Below are 13,571 nucleotides of genomic sequence, written 5' to 3'. Positions count from 1 at the left end.
GCGCGCGCCGACGAAAAAGATCGGCCGAAACGAACCGATCGCGGTACCTGCCGTGCCGTATACCGCCGTGCCGTCTACCGATGTGCTGCCGTGCTGTGGCGCCGGGTCCCCACCTGGCGCCGGTAGCTCTTCGCGTGGTTGTCGCTCTTACGCTACGAGTCGTAGCGTAACTCCCCCCACCCGCCCGCGCCCCGTGATCGCCCCGTGATCTGAACCACACGCCCGGGGGGCCGGTCGCCTCTACTACCGGCGGGTATGGTCTCGGCCATGCGCAACCCCAGCTCGGACACCTCCTGCCCGCCCGGCCGCACCGGACGCCCGCGCAGCGCCGCGGCGGACGCCGCGATCCTCGCCGCGACCCGGGACGCGCTGGTGGAGCTGGGCTGGTCGAAGCTGACGATGGGGGACGTCTCGGCGCGGGCCGGGGTCGCGAAGACCACCCTGTACCGGCGCTGGTCGGGCAAGAGCGAACTGGTCGTGGACGCCGTCGCGGAGCTCTTCGACTCCCTCGAACTCCCCGACCGGGGGTCGCTCGAAGCCGACATCGAGTTCGTGGTGCTCCAGTTCGCGGCGCTGCTGCGGCGCCCGGAGGCCCGTACCGCCCTGATGGCGGTCGTCGCCGAGTCCACCCGGGACGAGGCCCTGCGGGACCGGATCCGGTCGGCGATCGTGGACCGGCAGAAACGTCTCGTCGTACTGGGGCGCGAGCGGGCGCAGGCCCGGGGCGAACTCCCCTACGAGGAGGACGCGTCCCTCGCCGCCCACACCACGGACCTGATCTTCGACGTGATCGCGGGCACGGTGGTCCACCGCGCGCTGGTCAGCTCCGAGCCGGTGGACGAGCTGTGGGTGGCCACCTTCACGGCGCTGCTCATGTACGGCCTCCGCGGCTCCGCCGCCGGCCCTTCCGGCCCCGCTCCGGGGGTGTGACCACCGCGGGCCGGCCGCCGTCCGACAGGGGCAGGAAGTCCTCGCACCAGGCCGGCGCCGAGGCGATCAGCGCCTCCGAGCGCGGGTTGTGGCCCGGCCAGGGCCTCCGGCGCCCCGGCCAGTCGGCCCAGCGCAGGCTGTCGGCCTCTTCCGGCGGCAGCAGCCCGGAGGCCACCAGGGCCGCCCGCCCCGCTTCGAGCCCGGCGAGCCGGTAGCCGTACTCCGAGGCGTCCACCTCGTGGACGTGGGCATCGGTGAGCAGCACCGAGGCCGCCACCCCGTCGAGGCCGCGCACGATGCCCGCCCGCACGCAGGCGGCGTACACCTCGGGCAGCCGGCGCTCGGCGGGCACGGCGTTCAGGACTTCCGTCAGCCCGCCTGGGCCGGGCGGCTCGAAGTCGGCGGCGATGTACGCGTACGGCCCGCAGTTGGTCTGCATGAGCACGCGGGCACTCACCCCGTACACGGGGACGGGAAGGCGGCGGCCTGTCATGGCCGCCACCTTAGGGCGTGTCTTTCGGATCAGGGCGGGGCGTCAGAAGCCCGGCGGCTCCGTGTACGTGCCCCACTCGTCCCGCAGCAGGTTGCAGATCTCGCCCATCGTGGCTTCGGCGCGCGCCGCGTCCAGCATCGCCGGGATCATGTTCGACCCGTCGCGGGCGGCGGCGAGCATGGCGTCCAGCGCCTGCGTGACCTTGGCGTCGTCGCGGCCGGCCTTGCGCTCGGCGAGCTCGCGGACCTGCACCTTCTCCACCTCGTGGCTGACCCGCAGGATCTCCAGGTCCCCGGTGACCGAGCCGTGGTGCACGTTGACGCCGACGACGCGCTTGTCGCCCTTCTCCACCGAGCGCTGGTACTGGAAGGCCGACTCGGCGATCTCCCCGGTGAACCAGCCGTCCTCGATGCCCCGCAGGATGCCCGAGGTGATCGGGCCGATCGGGTGCTGCCCGTTCGGGTGGGCGCGCAGCCCGCGCTCCTTGATCTGCTCGAAGATCTTCTCGGCGTCGGCCTCGATGCGGTCGGTGAGCTGCTCGACGTACCAGGAGCCGCCCAGCGGGTCGGCCACGTTGGCCACGCCCGTCTCCTCCATCAGCACCTGCTGCGTGCGCAGGGCGATCTCGGCGGCCTGCTCGCTCGGCAGCGCGAGGGTCTCGTCGAGGGCGTTGGTGTGGAGGGAGTTCGTGCCGCCCAGGACGGCCGCGAGGGCCTCCACCGCGGTGCGCACGACGTTGTTGTAGGGCTGCTGGGCGGTGAGGGAGACACCGGCCGTCTGCGTGTGGAAGCGCAGCCACATCGTCTTGTCGGACTTCGCCCCGTACACCTCCTTCATCCAGCGGGCCCAGATGCGGCGGGCGGCGCGGAACTTGGCGATCTCCTCGAAGAAGTCGAGGTGCGCGTCGAAGAAGAAGGAGAGACCGGACGCGAAGTGGTCCACGTCCAGCCCCCGCGAGAGGCCCAGCTCCACGTACCCGAACCCGTCGGCGAGGGTGTACGCGAGCTCCTGCGCGGCCGTGGCCCCGGCCTCGCGGATGTGGTAACCGGAGACGGAGAGCGGCTTGTAGGCGGGGATGCCGTTCGCGCAGTACTCCATGAGGTCGCCGATGAGGCGCAGGTGCGGCTCGGGTTCGAAGAGCCACTCCTTCTGGGCGATGTACTCCTTGAAGATGTCGGTCTGGAGCGTCCCGTTCAGGACGGCCGGGTCGACGCCCTGGCGTTCGGCGGCCACCAGGTACATGCAGAAGGCGGGAACGGCGGGGCCGCTGATCGTCATGGAGGTGGTGACGTCGCCGAGCGGGATGTCCTTGAAGAGGATCTCCATGTCGGCGGCGGAGTCGATGGCGACCCCGCAGTGGCCGACCTCGCCGAGCGCGCGGGGGTCGTCGGAGTCGCGCCCCATCAGCGTGGGCATGTCGAAGGCGACGGAGAGCCCGCCGCCACCGGCGGCCAGGATCATCTTGTAGCGCTCGTTGGTCTGCTCGGCGTTCCCGAACCCGGCGAACTGCCGGATGGTCCAGGTCCGCCCCCGGTAGCCGGTGGCGTGCAGGCCGCGGGTGTACGGGTACTCCCCCGGCCAGCCGATGCGCTCGAAGCCCTCGTACGAGTCGCCGGGCCTGGGCCCGTAGACGGGGTCGACGGGGTCGCCGGAGAGCGTGGTGAAATCGGCCTCGCGCTTGCGGGCCTTGTCGTACCGGGCCTGCCAGCGACGGCGGCCTTCCTCAATGGCGTCAGCGTCCATGCCTCTGAATTTACTAGGACGTCCTAGTAAATGTCGATGGGCAACCCCCGGGGAGTCGCCCCGGGGGTGAGTGGATCAGCTGAGGTCAGGCGCGGGCGGCGGCCGGATCGCCCACGATGAGGGGCTCGACCTCGGCGCGGATCTTCCGCTCGACGAAGAACGCCGCGAGCGGGATGGTGCCGGAGACCAGGACCCACAGGAGCTTGCCGAACGGCCACTTGGCCTTGGAGCCCAGGTCGAAGGCGAACACCAGGTAGACCATGAACAGCACACCGTGCGCCTGCGAGACCGCGAAGGTCAGGTCGGCGCCGGTGTCGAAGCCGTACTTCGCCACCATGCAGGCACAGAGGATCAGGAGCATGACCGCGGTCACGTAGGCCATGACGCGGTAGCGGGTCAGCACGCTTCGTTTCATGCCGTCGAGCCTAGCCGTCCGGTTTGCACGATCTTGACGGGGGCGGGGTAGCTAGCGGTCAGCCGATGCCCGTGCCGGAGCCCGTGCCGGTGCCGGAGCCGGTGCCCGCGCCGGTGCCGGTGCCGGGTCGCGGGGCCGCCGGCGCCGGGCCGCGGAGCGCGGGCCGGGACCAGGGCGCGCCGACGGCGCCGGACTCCGGGCGCAGACCCAGCTCGCGGAGCTGGTTGACGGCCGACATGGCGGTGAGCAGCGCGTTCGGGCCGGCGCCGCCGACGCCCAGGAGCCATCGCGCCGCAGGGCCCGTTGCCCTCGTCGGACAGGTGCAGGACGCCCGCATCGCGAAGGTGCACGATCACGTGCCCGGCGCAGTGGCCCTGACTGCGCAGCACGCGGACCGCGCCGTCGGCGAAGGTCCAGCCGGTGAACCGGATCGGGCCGATCCGGATCTGCTCCGGCGGCCGTTCCTCATAGGTCCGGGTCGTCCCGCCGAAGGGCCGCATCGGCTGGAAGAGCGCCACCACCCGGGCCGCGGTGCGCGCGGGCTCGGGCAGCTGCGCGGGCCCGGCGACGCGCTCGAAGGACCGCCACCCCTGCCGAGCGTACGCCGCCGCCGGTGACGGCGCCGCCCGGTGACCGGGCCTCGCGCGTCAGGCGACCGCGGTCACTTCTCCTCGAAGTCGGACGCGGCCACCCGGAGCGGGCGCAGGAGCGCGAAGATCTCCCCGCACTCCTCGGCGTCGTAGGCGCTCAGCCCGAAGTCGATCTCCATCAGCGCCTTCGTGGCCGCCTCGACCACCTCGCGGCCCCTGTCCGTGATCGACGCGAGGGTGCCGCGCCCGTCGTTCGGGTTCGGGCGCCGGGCGACGAGGCCGGACTTCACCAGCCGGTCCACCGTGTTCGTCACCGACGTCGGGTGCACCATCAGCCGCTCGCCGATCTTCGACATCGGCAGCTCCCCGGCCTTGGAGAAGGTCAGCAGCACCAGCGCCTCGTAGCGCGCGAAGGTCAGACCGTACGGCTTGACGACGGCGTCGACCTCGCCGAGCAGGATCTGGTGCGCCCTCATGATCGAGGTGATCGCGGCCATCGAGGGGACGGGGCCCCAGCGTTGCTGCCAGAGTTCGTCGGCGCGGGCGATCGGGTCGAAGGGAAGGCTGAGCGGCTTGGGCACGCATCAGACCCTACCCGGCGGTCATTTGGCGGCGGGATCCGTCTCACGCCTCGGCCCGTCCGTCCGGCGCAGCTCCGCGAGCAGCAGCAGGACCACCCCGGTACCGAGCACCGAGGCCGACGCGACCACCACGTGGACGGACAGGAATTCCGCCGCGAGGCCGGCGAGCGCCATGCCCACGCCCTGAAGGGTCATCAGACCGGTGCTGAGCAGGGTCATCGCCCGGCCGCGTAGCTCCTCGGGCACGGCCTCGACGTACCACTGGTCGAGCCCGAGGGTGTACGCGTGGGCCAGCCCGGCCAGGACGAGCGCGGTCAGCAGGAGCGGCAGGCCGGGCCGGACGGCGTACACGAGCAGCGGCAGCAGCGAGAGCGCCGCGAGCGGGGCCGTGATCCGAGAACGCGTTCGGGCGGTGAGCGCGGAGCCCGCCCACACCTCCCCGGCGATGGCGCCGGCCGGCATCGCGCACATCAGCAGCCCGAGCCCGGCGGTGGAGATGCCGAGGCCGGTGGCGTACGGCGTCAGCAGTGCCTCGGGGACGACCACGAAGAGCGGCGGCAGCCAGGACAGCAGGGTCAGGGCCCGCAGCCGGCGGTGGCCCAGCACGGCGCGCAGCCCGGCGAGCGGGGAGAGCCGCGGGCCGGAGCCCGCGCTCCGGGCGGGCCTGGCCCGGGTGCCCAGGCGCAGCAGGAGCGCGGAGCCGAGGAAGCCGGCGGCCGTGAGGAGGATCGCCCCGCGCGGCGCCAGCACGGTGAGCAGCAGCCCGCCGAGCCCGAAGCCGATGAGCTGGGCGCTCTGCGCCACCATGCGCAGCAGCGAGCGGCCCAGGACGTACGCGTCCCCGGCGCCGAGGACGTCGGCGAGGGAGGCGCTGCGGGTGCCCTGGAACAGCGGCGCGACGAAGGCCATCGCGCAGCGCAGGACGAGGAGCAGGGCGACCGGGGTGCCGGGCAGGGCCATGGCCGCCGCGCAGGCCGCGCAGACGAGGTCGCAGCCGACGAGCACGCGGCGGGCGGGGAGCCGGTCGGCGAGCGGTGCGAGGAGGGTGCCGCCGAGGGCGTAGGGGAGGAAGCCGAGGGCGAAGGTGAGCGCGCTCATCAGGGGGGAGCCGGTGGCGCGGTAGACGAGGACGGTGAGGGAGATCTCGGCGATGACGACGCCGAGCACGGACAGCAGGTGCGCGGCGAAGACCGGCCGGAACTCCCCGACCCGGAAGACGCCCCGGTATCCGGCGGGCTCCGGCGCGGGGTCCTGGCCGGGGAGCGTGGTCGCCGGGGACGCGGACGGGTCTGTGGTGGTCATACGGTGCACCCTGGCGGCGCCTAGGCTGGCACACCAGAGATTCGCCCCCACCCGAATCACCCGCGTCCCGGCCCGGCCCCCCGCCGTCCAGCCCCGTCCAGCCCCGTCCAGCCGCCCGGTATCCCGCCGTCCCGCCCATCCCGCCGCCCCGCCGTCCGGGCTCCCGCCGCCCCGCGCCGGCCGGGCCGACCCGGCACCCCGCCTCCCCCGCCTCCCCCGCCGCCGCCCCGCCCATCCCGTCCCACGCCCGGAGGGATCCGCCCGTGCCCTTCCACTTCCGCTTCGGCCCCGCCGACCTCCTCCGCTGCCGGTTCTCGATCTCGCCCCGCTGGGAGACCCAGGAGGCGGTACGTGTCCTGCTGGACCCGCGGCGCCACGCCTACCACCTGCCCTGGCTCCGCGGGATCCGCACGGCGGCCGCCGGGCTGGACCTGCGGCCGCTGTGGCTGCTGATGCCGCGCACGGGACACAATCCGGACTTCCTCAGCCCGCCCCCGACGGGCCCGTCGGTCACCTTCGAGGAGGAGCTCGCGCGGGTCCGGGCCGCCGATCCGCAGGCGGCGCGGGAGGACCTGCGGCGCTCCCTGGTCTGCACCCCGGGCGCCCTGGAGAGCGCGGCCGGGCAGCGGATGCTGGCGGATCCCGAGCGGGCGGTCCAGGAGCTGGCCGACCTCTACGAGCAGGCATGGCGGGCGCTGGTCGCCCCGCACTGGCCCCGGCTGCGCGCGCTGCTGGAGGCGGACGTCCTGTTCCACTCCCGGCGGCTGGCCGCGGGCGGGCTGGAGGCCCTCTTCGACGGCCTCCACCCGGATCTGGGCTGGTCGGGCAACACCCTCACCATCGCCCGCCGGGGCCACCACGACCGCTCCCTCGACGGCCAGGGACTCCTCCTCATGCCCAGCGCCTTCGTCTGGCCGGAGGTGGTGGGCGGCTACGACCCGCCGTGGCAGCCGACCCTGGTGTACCCGGCCCGGGGCATCGGCGCCCTGTGGACCGCCCCCGCGGGCCCGGCCCCCCGGTCCCTGGCCCAGCTGCTGGGCCGCTCCCGCGCCGACATCCTCTGCGCCCTGACCGAGCCCGCCTCGACCACCACCCTGGCCCACCGCCTGTCCCTGGCCCCCTCCACCGTCTCCGCCCACCTCAAAACCCTCCAGGAAGCCGGCCTCCTCATCCCCTCCCGCCACGGCCACCAGATCCTCTACGAACGCACCCCCCTGGCCATCGCCCTGACGGGCGGCTCCACCGAATCCAGCCCCGCCGGCGTTTGAGGCGCGGGGGTCCGGGGGCGGAGCCCCCGAGGCGGTCCGGGCGCAGCCCGGGGAACGGAGGAAGGGCGGGTAGGGGACCAAGCCCCCCAGCAGCACCCATACGCACGCGGCGCTGTCGCCCCCCTCCCCACCTGCTCCCATGTCACGATGACCCGGCCCGCCGCCGCGCCCGCGCCCGCCGCCCGCCCCTTCGCCCCGAGGAAGCCGGATGCCAGCCCCCCGCAGCCGCCCCGCCACCCTCCTCACCGCAGCCCTCGCCCTCACGGCGGCAGCCGCCTGCACCCCCACCCCCGCCGCGCACCCGGAATCCGCACCGCCCCACCGCCCCGCGGGAGTCGGCCTGGTCGACGAATCCCCGTTCTGGGTGGACCCGCAGAGCGACGCCGCCCGCCAGGTCGCCGCCTGGGAGGCGCAGGGCCGCAACAGCGACGCCCAGGTGCTGCGCCGCATCGCCGACCGGCCGATGGCCCTGTGGGGCCCGGCCGGCGACCCCGGCCCCGAGATCCGCCGGGCCAGGGCGAGCGCCCGCGCGGCCGGCCGCACCCTGGTCCTCGTGGCGTACAACATCCCGTACCGGGACTGCGGCCAGCACTCGGCGGGCGGTGCCAAGGACGCCGCCGCCTACCGGAGCTGGATCGGCGCCTTCGCCGACAACATCGCCGACGCCAAGGCCCTGGTCGTCCTGGAGCCGGACGCGGTCCCGCACCTCGTGGACGGCTGCACCCAGGCAGCCCACCGCGACGAGCGGCTGCGGCTGCTCTCCGAGGCCGTCGACCGGCTCAAGCGCAACAAGAACACCAAGGTCTACCTGGACGCCGGCCATCCGGCCTGGATCCCGGACCCGAAGAGCCTGGTCGATCCCCTCTACAAGGCGGGACTGGAGCGCGCCGACGGCTTCGCCCTCAACGTCTCCAACTTCCAGCCCAGTGCGGCCGGCCGGGAGTACGGCGCGACCCTCTCCAAGGCCACCAAGGGCAAGCACTTCGTCATCGACACCAGCCGCAACGGCGACGGCCCGCTCCAGGGCGACCGCAGCCAGGCCTGGTGCAACCCGCCGGGCCGTGCTCTCGGCACACCGCCGACCGACACCACGGACGCCCCGCTCGTGGACGCGTACCTCTGGGTCAAGCGCCCCGGCGAATCGGACGGCACCTGCCGCGGCGGCCCCCCGGCCGGAAAGTGGTGGCCGGACTACGCCCTGGGCCTGGCCCGCCGCTCCACGGACTAGCCCGGCCACGCCCCCCTAACTCAGCCAGCCGTCCCGCGATGCCTCCGACGGCGGCGGCGACGGCGGCTCCGGCGGCGCCGGCTCCGGGGCCGGTCGCACCCGGACCCACTTCGCCACCGAAGGCGTGCCGTCCGCGTCCGTCACGAACAGCATGTACCAGCCGGGCGGCACCAGCGTCGGGTCCGCGGGCACGGTGACCGTCACCCTGCCGTCCGTCTTCTCCAGCCCGAGCTCGATCGAGCGCTGCTCCACGTCGGTGGTGTGCGTGACCGCGCTCGGCCGCATCAGCCGGGCCCGCTGGATCCGCTCGGCGCGCGGTGCCCGGAAGGTGGCGGAGCCGCCGAGCCCGACCTCCTCGGGCCCCTCCCCCAGGACCGGCCGCAGCGCCGGGTCCCGGTGGAGGTACGGCGGGCTGTACACCTCAAGCCGGTGTTCGAACCGGCCCAGCCTGGTGTTGTCCTTGTCCGCGAAGAGCGGGTCGGAGCCGAAGGTCGCCACCCGCCCGTCGGGCAGCAGCAGCGCCTCGGAGTGGTAGTTGCGCCCGACCGTCGGGGCCGCGGCGGCCACGAAGACATCGGTGCGCGGGTAATAGAACTGCGCCTTGCGGATGTCGCTGGCGCCCCGGCCCCGGTAGTCGGCGGAGCCGCCGGTGGTGAAGACGGAGTCGTCGGGAAGCAGCACGCTGCTCAGGTAGCGCACCCGTTGCGGCAGCCGGGCCGTCGACCGGAAGACCGGCACCTCCGCCTTGAGGTCCACGACCGCCGTGCGGTCGGTGGACAGCCTGGACTCGCCGACTCCGCCGCCGCCGAGCACCATCACCTTCTGGTCCTGGGCCGGGGGGAGCAGTACGGACGAGGAGGTCTCCAGCTGGTCGGGGTCGGCCAGTCCGCCGACCTTGCGGTACTGGTTCGTCGCCAGGTCCCACACGCCCGGCTCGCGCCCCTTGCCCTTGGGGCCGTAGCCCGCGTTGGAGCCGGTGTAGAGCAGTTTGCCGCCCTGGGTGAGGAAGAGGGCGGGGTACGTCGGGAAGTAGCGGAAGGGGCCCTTGGACCACTTCTTCGTCTTCGGGTCGTAGTACTCGTTGTCGCCGGGTACGACGTCGCCCACGTCGTTGAGCCCGGACACGGCGAGGACCCGCCCGTCCTGGAGTCCCACCAGGGTCGGGTACCAGCGGGCGTCCCTCATCGGGTCGACCGGTACGTACTTCTCCGCCACGGGGTCGAACTCGTAGGCGGACTTGATGCCCTGGAAGTCCTGCTTGTCGGCGCCGAGCCGCTCCGCGAGCCCGTAGACGTTGCCGGCGTCCTTGCCGGTCAGCCCGGCCACCGCGTACTGGGCGGCCTGCGTCGTCAGCCCGGCGGCGCCCTCCCGGACCGCCTCCACGAAGACCCGCGCCTCGGCCGCGACCACCTTGGTCTGCCACGGCATCATCTGCCCGCCGCTCCCGTGGGCGATCTCGAACCGCCGGGTGGCCTTGGGGACGGTGACGGCGAACTTCGACACGTACTCGACGCCGGAGGGGGACCGGAAGACGGTGCCCTTCGGCAGTCTGACCGCCTTGTCGGGGCTCTCGTTCTTGACCCGCATGCCGCCGCCGGCCCGGGTGACCTTCCCGCCGAGCACCTCGTAGCGGGCGGTCCCGCCGGCCACCAGGAGCTGTCCGTCGGGGAGTTGGCTGTGGCCCGAGCAGAAGAAGTCCTCCGGGGTCGGGACCTTCTTGAAGCTGTCGTCCTTCGGGTCCCACAGGACGGTGGAGAAACTGCCCTTGTCGAAGTTGCGCTGGTCGTTGCCGGAGCCGGCGATCAGCAGCACCTTGCCGGTGCGCAGCAGCGCCGCGTGCATGGCGTTGATCCGGTACTCCTCTGGGAGGCCGATCAGCCCCCACGAGCCGTACTGGACGCGGTAGCCGGCCCGCCCGATCTTGTACGAGTGGTAGCGGTCTCCCGCGAAGGAGAGCGCGGCGGGCGCGTTGAGCGCGAGCAGCAGGGCGACGGCTCCGGCGCCCAGGGCCGTCTTCTTGAACTGCTTCGAAGGGCGGTACTCCATGGCTCAGTTCCCTCCCGCGGTCGTCGCGAGGGCCTGCTCCGGTCCCTCGCCCGGTTCGGGTCCCCCGCCGGGCGCGGCCCGGGCGGTCCGGGCGCGCAGCTCCGTCACGGCCCATACGGCCGGCGGGGCGAGGGTGACGGCCAGGGCGAGCACCGCCCAGACGCGCATGGCCGCGTGGGTGTGCTCGTAGCGCACGGAGGCCGCGAGGGAGACGAGGAGGACGGCGGCCCAGAAGAGGTGGACGCGGAAGGTCGCGAGCCGGTCGGGGCTGGCGGTGCCGCCCTTGGGGGTGACGATGAAACGGCCCCGGGTGCGCAGCACCGCCGAGCCGAGCGACATCAGGTAGACGGGCGCGCAGACGGCCGACATCGCCATGCCGGCGAGCCCGCCGGAGCCCTCCGGCTCGTGGGGCGAGACGTTGTGGCGGCGGTTCCACAGGTACAGGCCGACCTGGAGGGCGGCGGCGTCGGTGTAGAGCATCAGCCAGACCTCGGAGGAGACCTGGGTGCCGGAGGCGCCGAACCACAGGAACAGCACGCAGCTGAGGACGCCGAGGAGCCAGTTGACGGCGGTCATCGGGTAGTAGACGAGCATCAGGGTGTAGTTGAGCCAGCGGCCGGGGGGCATCCGGAAGCAGCCGCGCCAGTACTGCCGCAGGAGGGTCTCGTACGTCCCTCTCGACCAGCGCAGCTGCTGCGTGAAGAAGTCGGTCCAGGTGCTCGGCCCCTCCCCCACGGCGAGCACGTCGGGGGTGTAGACGGACCGCCAGAACCGCCCGGTGCCGGGGTTCCTGCTCCGGTGCAGCTCGAAGCCGGTGGCCATGTCCTCGGTGAGGGAGTCGTAGAGCCCGCCGACCTGGCGCAGCGCGCTGATCCGGACGGCGTTGTTGGTGCCGACGAACATGGGGGCGCCGTAGCGGTTTCCCGCGCGCTGGATCAGTGCGTGGAAGAGGTACTGCTGGGACTCGGCGGCCTTGGTGACCGAGGCGGTGTAGTTGCCGTAGACCTGCGGGCCGACGACGAAGGCGATGTCGGGGTCGCGGAAGAAGCCGAGCATCCGCTCCAGGTACTGCGGGAGCGGCACGTGGTCGGTGTCCACGGAGGCGAAGTAGTCGTAGTCCGCGCCGTGCCGGGCGAGCCAGGAGTTGTAGTTGCCGTGCTTGGTCTTCGCCCGGTGGGCCCCCTGGGCCGTGTTCCACTCGGCGACCCCTTTACGGGTGAAGTGGCGCACGCCGAGCGCCGCGCACAGCTCCCTGGCCCCGGGGTCGTCGCCCTCGTCGAGGAGCCAGACGTCCAGCGGCCCGTCGTGGCGGACGGCCACGGCCCCGCGCAGGGTCGCGGCGGCCATGGAGAGGGGTTCCTTGCCGGGGACGTAGGTGGTGAGGAAGGCGACGCGGGTGCCGGGCTCGGCGGGGACCGGGACGGGGTCGCGGGCGACCATCGTGGCGTGAGCGATCGAGATCACGTTGACCACCATGAAGAGCATGATCAGGGCGACGGATCCGAGCATCACGGCGTCGAGCCGCACCAGCCAGCCCTCGCCGCCCTCCCGGACGGTCCGGTGCGTGGGCCAGACGAGGTAGAGCAGCAGCCCGGTGGCGGCGACGGGGGCGAGCGTCATGAGCGCGACGGCCCGTATTCGGGTCCGGAGGTCCTCGCGCGCGAGCAGGGAGCGGTACCTCACCCGGTAGGCGACGGCGGGATCCGGCTCCTCACAGGGGCCGGCCAGCCGGCTGTGGGTCTCGTAGTCGAAGGCTTCCTGCCGCACGGTTTCCTCCAGCGCTCGAAACCGAGGTACGTATCCCAACGAAAGGGGAGATACCTCTACGTGTCGAACGGGATGCACCCACCCGAGCGGTTCCGTTCCGTGCCCTTGCGGACAGGGCCGAACGGGTCACCGCACCGGGAAACGGAGACGCCGGGCCCCCGGCCGCGCCCCTCAGCCGGCCCGGCCGCCGAGCAGGATGCCGCGGCCGGCGTAGAAGCGGTCCAGATCGGCCCAGGGGACGGGCGCGTACCGCTGGGAGCCGTCCGGGAAGCCGGAGGGATTGTGCACCAGGACGGCGTCGTCGGTGGCCCCGACGGCGAGCACCAGGTGACCGCCCCTGGCCTCCACCGCGGGGGCCAGGGCACGGATCGACCAGTGGACCGACAGCATCGCCAGTCCGCCCGCGGCGAGCGCGTCCTGGACGGTCCCGTGATCCAGCCGGGGCTCCGAGCGCGCGTCCAGGCCCCAGCGGGCGTTCACGTACTCGGCGAAGGGCTGGTAGATCAGCCCCCGCACGGCATCCCCGTCCCGCACGTACGCCCCGGCCCCGCAGAGCTCCTTCACCAGCTCCACCGACGGCGGTACCGGGCGCCCCAGGCGGCCCAGCACCATCCGCAGGCAGGCCACTCCGCACATCCGGGGCGCCCAGAAGGCGTACTCCTCGGGGGAGTCGGCCCCCGACCCGGCCCACAGCGGATCCCGGGCCGCGTCGGCCCCCGCGACGAACTCGGGCACCAGCCCGGCGGACTCCCACTGGGAGTAGTACGGAACGGCGTGCTTGATCGTGGAGGCGGTCATGCCTGCGAAGTCTGCCAGGCGGCCTGGCCCGGGCGTAATACGCGTCATACACTCCGGCTGTGACCAAGACCAGGATCAGCATCAGCCTTGAGCGGGAGCAAGCCGAGCGCATCAGGCGGCACGCCGAGCACGCCGGCCTGGACGTATCCGCGTACCTCGTGCACGCCGCGACACGACAGATGGCCGAGACCGAGGCCATAGAGGCACAGTTCGCGGATGTGGACGCCTTGATCGCGGCGGCCGAAGCCGAGGCCACGAACGCACCGCAGGCGGACGTGGCCGTCCCGGAACTGACGGAGCAGGAACGGCGGGAGGTCGAAGCCGCCCTCGGTCTCGTCTACGGGGCGGATCGATCCGGTGCGCGTCCCGGAAAAGCCGCGTGAGCGCGGGGAGGGTCCCCGTATACGACA

13 protein-coding genes are annotated in these 13,571 nt (G+C 73.2%); 4 read left to right on the top strand and 9 right to left on the bottom strand.

All coding sequences use genetic code 11. The annotated features are described in order from the left end of the window. Window positions 1-267: 267 nt before the first annotated feature. Window positions 268-930, top strand: a complete 663-nt coding sequence (locus AC3IYI_RS27805) for a TetR/AcrR family transcriptional regulator (RefSeq protein WP_489406282.1) — start codon at window positions 268-270, stop codon at window positions 928-930. Here AC3IYI_RS27805 and AC3IYI_RS27800 read toward each other — a convergent pair. The 6 genes from AC3IYI_RS27800 to AC3IYI_RS27775 form a co-directional block, all read right to left on the bottom strand. Beyond that, entirely contained in the window at window positions 872-1,423 is a 552-nt protein-coding gene (locus AC3IYI_RS27800) for a hypothetical protein (protein WP_489406281.1), read from the bottom strand. The genes AC3IYI_RS27805 and AC3IYI_RS27800 overlap by 59 nt on opposite strands. 42 nt (window positions 1,424-1,465) lie before the next feature. After that, window positions 1,466-3,166, bottom strand: a complete 1,701-nt coding sequence (gene icmA, locus AC3IYI_RS27795; protein ID WP_489406280.1) for a coenzyme B12-dependent isobutyryl-CoA mutase large subunit — start codon at window positions 3,164-3,166, stop codon at window positions 1,466-1,468. An 85-nt stretch (window positions 3,167-3,251) separates the two neighbouring features. Next, entirely contained in the window at window positions 3,252-3,581 is a 330-nt protein-coding gene (locus tag AC3IYI_RS27790) for a DUF3817 domain-containing protein (RefSeq protein ID WP_489406279.1), read from the bottom strand. 58 nt (window positions 3,582-3,639) lie between these two features. After that, window positions 3,640-3,819, bottom strand: a complete 180-nt coding sequence (locus tag AC3IYI_RS27785; protein WP_489406278.1) for a hypothetical protein — start codon at window positions 3,817-3,819, stop codon at window positions 3,640-3,642. A gap of 423 nt (window positions 3,820-4,242) precedes the next feature. Then, window positions 4,243-4,752, bottom strand: coding sequence for a MarR family winged helix-turn-helix transcriptional regulator (locus AC3IYI_RS27780; RefSeq protein WP_489406277.1), 510 nt, complete (start codon window positions 4,750-4,752; stop codon window positions 4,243-4,245). Window positions 4,753-4,773: 21 nt separating this feature from the next. After that, complete coding sequence (locus AC3IYI_RS27775; RefSeq protein ID WP_489406276.1) at window positions 4,774-6,054, bottom strand: MFS transporter; 1,281 nt, start codon at window positions 6,052-6,054, stop codon at window positions 4,774-4,776. A gap of 263 nt (window positions 6,055-6,317) precedes the next feature. On the opposite strand from AC3IYI_RS27775, the gene AC3IYI_RS27770 reads away from it, so the two are divergent. Next, on the top strand, window positions 6,318-7,322 hold the full coding sequence (locus tag AC3IYI_RS27770; protein ID WP_489406275.1) for an ArsR/SmtB family transcription factor: 1,005 nt from the start codon (window positions 6,318-6,320) through the stop codon (window positions 7,320-7,322). A 208-nt stretch (window positions 7,323-7,530) separates the two neighbouring features. Continuing rightward, window positions 7,531-8,550 carry a glycoside hydrolase family 6 protein gene (locus AC3IYI_RS27765; protein WP_489406274.1) on the top strand — a complete coding sequence of 340 codons (1,020 nt, stop codon included), beginning with the start codon at window positions 7,531-7,533 and terminating at the stop codon, window positions 8,548-8,550. A gap of 15 nt (window positions 8,551-8,565) precedes the next feature. Here AC3IYI_RS27765 and glxA read toward each other — a convergent pair whose 3' ends face one another. The 3 genes from glxA to AC3IYI_RS27750 all read right to left on the bottom strand — a co-directional run bounded on the left by glxA (window position 8,566) and on the right by AC3IYI_RS27750 (window position 13,161). Then, a complete protein-coding gene (gene glxA, locus AC3IYI_RS27760) occupies window positions 8,566-10,596 on the bottom strand; it encodes a radical copper oxidase GlxA (protein ID WP_489406273.1) in 2,031 nt (676 codons plus the stop codon). A gap of 3 nt (window positions 10,597-10,599) precedes the next feature. Continuing rightward, complete coding sequence (locus AC3IYI_RS27755) at window positions 10,600-12,363, bottom strand: glycosyltransferase family 2 protein (protein WP_489406272.1); 1,764 nt, start codon at window positions 12,361-12,363, stop codon at window positions 10,600-10,602. A gap of 171 nt (window positions 12,364-12,534) precedes the next feature. Continuing rightward, a complete protein-coding gene (locus AC3IYI_RS27750) occupies window positions 12,535-13,161 on the bottom strand; it encodes a cysteine peptidase family C39 domain-containing protein (protein ID WP_489406271.1) in 627 nt (208 codons plus the stop codon). A 59-nt stretch (window positions 13,162-13,220) separates the two neighbouring features. On the opposite strand from AC3IYI_RS27750, the gene AC3IYI_RS27745 reads away from it, so the two are divergent. After that, window positions 13,221-13,544: a hypothetical protein gene (locus tag AC3IYI_RS27745; RefSeq protein WP_489406270.1), complete on the top strand. Its 324-nt coding sequence runs from the start codon at window positions 13,221-13,223 to the stop codon at window positions 13,542-13,544. The last annotated feature ends 27 nt before the right edge of the window (window positions 13,545-13,571 follow it).

The organism is Streptomyces sp. GL_148 (assembly GCF_057834205.1).
This window is presented reverse-complemented; position numbering and strand designations above follow the sequence as displayed.

Bases quoted from the DNA above. Each gene is read 5' to 3' on its own strand.
- AC3IYI_RS27805 (WP_489406282.1), top strand. From the start codon at position 268: ATGCGCAACCCCAGCTCGGACACCTCCTGCCCGCCCGGCCGCACCGGA.
- AC3IYI_RS27800 (WP_489406281.1), bottom strand. From the start codon at position 1,423: ATGACAGGCCGCCGCCTTCCCGTCCCCGTGTACGGGGTGAGTGCCCGC.
- icmA (WP_489406280.1), bottom strand. From the start codon at position 3,166: ATGGACGCTGACGCCATTGAGGAAGGCCGCCGTCGCTGGCAGGCCCGG.
- AC3IYI_RS27790 (WP_489406279.1), bottom strand. From the start codon at position 3,581: ATGAAACGAAGCGTGCTGACCCGCTACCGCGTCATGGCCTACGTGACC.
- AC3IYI_RS27785 (WP_489406278.1), bottom strand. From the start codon at position 3,819: ATGTCGGCCGTCAACCAGCTCCGCGAGCTGGGTCTGCGCCCGGAGTCC.
- AC3IYI_RS27775 (WP_489406276.1), bottom strand. From the start codon at position 6,054: ATGACCACCACAGACCCGTCCGCGTCCCCGGCGACCACGCTCCCCGGC.
- AC3IYI_RS27765 (WP_489406274.1), top strand. From the start codon at position 7,531: ATGCCAGCCCCCCGCAGCCGCCCCGCCACCCTCCTCACCGCAGCCCTC.
- glxA (WP_489406273.1), bottom strand. From the start codon at position 10,596: ATGGAGTACCGCCCTTCGAAGCAGTTCAAGAAGACGGCCCTGGGCGCC.
- AC3IYI_RS27750 (WP_489406271.1), bottom strand. From the start codon at position 13,161: ATGACCGCCTCCACGATCAAGCACGCCGTTCCGTACTACTCCCAGTGG.